Below are 3,509 nucleotides of genomic sequence, written 5' to 3' on the forward strand. Positions count from 1 at the left end.
CTTAAGAACCTTTAACAGTAGCTAATTTTCTTCTCATGTAAGCGATTTTAGTTTGAAGAGGTAAGTGTTTAGGACAAGTATCTTCACAACCAAGAAGAGTCATACAACCAAATATACCATTATCATCACCAACTAATTCATAATAATCTTCAATTGTTCTCTCATCATGTGGATCACATTCAAATCTAGCAATTCTATTTAATCCAACTGCACCTACGAAATCTTCTTTAATAAGTTTTGTACCACAACCAGCAACACAACATCCACATTCAATACATCTATCTAATTCAAATACAGCATCAGCTACTTCTGGCTCAATAGGCATTTCAATATTTGCAATATCTACTTCATGAGAAGAGTGAACCCAAGATTCAACTCTTTTACTCATTTCATCCATCCAAACACCAGTATTTACAGATAAATCTTTGATAAGATTAAATGTAGGAAGAGGAAGTAAAATAATCTCTTTTGGTAGATCTCTTGTTAAAGTTCTACAAGCAAGTTTAGGTCTTCCATTTATCATCATTGCACAAGATCCACAAATCCCAGCTCGACATACAAAGTCAAAGCTCAATCCCGCATCTTGACTCTCTCTAATTTGAGTAAGAGCAATATAAATTGTCATACTAGGAGCTTCTTGAATTTTAAACTCTTCAAAGTAAGCTCTAACATTTTTTTCATCTTGTGGATCATATCTAAGTATTTTAAAAGTTAATTCTCTAGACATTACAAATCTCCTAATCTAATATTTTTTCTTTTATATTCATCTTGAAGTGGAAATGGCATAAGCTTATCTTGAATCTCATATCTATCTTTACCATCTAATTCCATTTTCTCAACCATCTCATCAACTTGCGCTTGTCTTTGAGCACTAATAGGATTTTCAATTAAATTACCTTTTGCTCCATACCCTCTAAATCCAGGAGGTATTTCCATTTTCATAATGTCTAAGTCTTCATATTCAACTGTTGGCATAGTATCCCCTTCCTTCCATGAAGTAAGAGTTCTTTTTAACCAGTTCGCATCATCTCTTTTTGGATAATCCTCTCTTGTATGAGCACCTCTAGATTCAGTTCTATCTAATGCCCCTTTTGCAACACAAAGAGCTACTTTTAACATCATTGGAACTCTATATGCTTCTTCAAGTTCTGGATTTGCAGTAAGTTGCTTATTTCTTACAGCTACATTTTTAGATTTGATATATAACTCTTCAAGCTCTTTTACAGCTTTTGCTAAACCATCCCCATCTCTAAAAATTCCAACATAATCTTGCATAATTTTTTTCATTCTATTTTTGATTTTAAATACATCATCCCCACTATTTTTAGAAACTAAGTTTTTCATATAAGCTTCTTTTTCATGGACAAATTTCTCAATAACATCTGTTTGAATATCTATTTGAGTCTCTATACAATAATCTGCAAAGTAATTCCCAACAATCATACCAGCAACAACTGTTTCAGAAACAGAATTTCCTCCAAGTCTATTGAATCCATGCATATCCCAACAAGCAGCTTCTCCACAAGAAAATAATCCTTGTAAAGTTTGTGATTCTCCTGTTGGTTTTGTTCTAATACCACCCATAGAGTAATGTTGCATTGGATGAACAGGAGCCCAACCTTTTTGACCTTCATCAGCTGGATCTATTCCTGCAAATGATTCACAAATCTCTTGAACATCTCTTAGATTTTTTTCAATATGTTCTCTACCTAAAATAGAAATATCTAACCAAAGGTGGGTTCCATAAACTGAATCAATACCTTTTCCTTTTCTCATATGTTCCATCATTCTTCTTGATACAACATCTCTTGAAGCTAGATCTTTTTTCTCAGGTTCATAATCAGGCATAAATCTATGTCCATCAACATCCCTTAGAACACCACCATCACCACGACAACCTTCAGTTAATAAAATACCAGATGGGAAAAGTGGAGTAGGGTGAAACTGTACAGCTTCCATATTTCCAAGTTTTGCGATACCTGTTTCTAAAGCAATAGCAGTTCCTATTCCTTCACAAATAACTGCATTAGTTGTGATTTCATAAATTCTTCCATATCCACCAGTTGCTATTAAAGTACCTTTTGAAACATAAGCTACAATATCACCAGTAATTAAATCTCTAACAATAGCACCATAACATTTGTTATTGTGGTGAATTAATCCAATTGCTTCTTTTCTATCTTCAATATTTACATTTAGTTTTAATGACTCATTAGCAACGGCAAATAACATAGTATGACCTGTTGCATCAGAGGTATAACAGGTTCTCCATTTTTTTGTACCACCAAAGTCTCTTGAGTTGATTAAACCATGTTTATCATCTTCTTCAAATATATTAGTTTTTTTTGTATTGATAACTGCTTCATGGTTCCCTTTTTTGATTCTAGACCAAGGAACACCCCAAGCTGCAAGTTCACGAATTGCTTTAGGTGCAGTTGTAACAAACATTCTTGCTACTTCTTGATCGCATCCCCAATCGCTTCCTTTTACAGTATCACTAAAGTGTACATCTTCATTATCACCTTCACTCATTTTTGCATTACCAAGACTAGCTTGCATACCACCTTGAGCTGCTGCACTATGAGATCTCTTAACTGGAACTAAACTTAAAACTGTTGTACTTAAACCTTTTTGCGCAGCTGCAACTGCTGAACGAAGTCCTGCAAGACCTCCACCAATTACTAACGCATCACAATATTTAATTTTCATATTAAAACCTTTATTTTTTCATTAGTTGTATAGAATCATTAGGATTATATTTCATTGGTGCATGGTCAATTCTGTCCATACCAATTTTTATATAAGCAAATAGTGTTACTACTCCTAAAGTTAGAAAGAAAATACTTACAATTTTTTTTGCTTTCATCATTTTTTTTCTCGTCTCTTTAGGATTCTTTCCATCAAACCAACCCCATTTCATAGCCGCACGATACAATCCAATTGAACCGTGAAGCTCAACACAGATTAATAAAACCATATATAAAAGCCACATGTGTTGATTTACAACTCTATATGCACTTGAATATGGACCGATGTTTTCAGGTTGTGTAAACATAATATATAAGTGAATTGTTGCAATGAACATCATAATTAATCCACTTATCCATTGAAACATCCACATTGATGTATCAGAGTGTTTCATCATTTTTGAATGTTCTCTTATTTTTATATATGCTTTATATGAAGTAGGGAACTTTCTAATTCCTAAAAGTGCATGGCCAACAAATATCACTGTAATAATTCCAACAAATATACTTACAATAAATGGAAGACCACCATCAAATATAAAATCTAGTTCAAACATTTTAGTTACTGTATACATTACATTTTCACCAAAAAGTATTGTTGACACAAAAAACATATGTGCCATCATAAAAATTGCAAGTATTACTCCTGATGCTGTTAATGCTTTATCAAGTTTAGCAGGAATTCTACTCTTATTGCCATCAGGATTTTGCCCTGTATAAGCCTCAATAACTTCATTCATTTTCTCTCTCCTTAATTGAATT

General features: G+C 33.1%; 3 protein-coding genes. All 3 read right to left on the reverse strand.

The window, feature by feature from the left end; genetic code table 11:
- Position 1: 1 nt before the first annotated feature.
- Positions 2-727, reverse strand: coding sequence for a fumarate reductase iron-sulfur subunit (locus CRU95_RS15995; protein ID WP_129102107.1), 726 nt, complete (start codon positions 725-727; stop codon positions 2-4).
- Positions 727-2,709: a fumarate reductase flavoprotein subunit gene (locus tag CRU95_RS16000; RefSeq protein WP_129102108.1), complete on the reverse strand. Its 1,983-nt coding sequence runs from the start codon at positions 2,707-2,709 to the stop codon at positions 727-729. The genes CRU95_RS15995 and CRU95_RS16000 overlap by 1 nt, the downstream gene beginning before the upstream one ends.
- A gap of 10 nt (positions 2,710-2,719) precedes the next feature.
- Positions 2,720-3,509: fumarate reductase cytochrome b subunit (locus CRU95_RS16005; RefSeq protein WP_309109230.1), on the reverse strand; the 790-nt coding region annotated here is incomplete at its 5' end.

It is taken from the genome of Arcobacter sp. F2176, from assembly GCF_004116465.1.
In the GTDB taxonomy this organism is placed as follows: Bacteria; Campylobacterota; Campylobacteria; order Campylobacterales; family Arcobacteraceae; genus Arcobacter; species Arcobacter siniprincipis.

Bases quoted from the DNA above. Each gene is read 5' to 3' on its own strand.
- CRU95_RS15995 (WP_129102107.1), bottom strand. From the start codon at position 727: ATGTCTAGAGAATTAACTTTTAAAATACTTAGATATGATCCACAAGAT.
- CRU95_RS16000 (WP_129102108.1), bottom strand. From the start codon at position 2,709: ATGAAAATTAAATATTGTGATGCGTTAGTAATTGGTGGAGGTCTTGCA.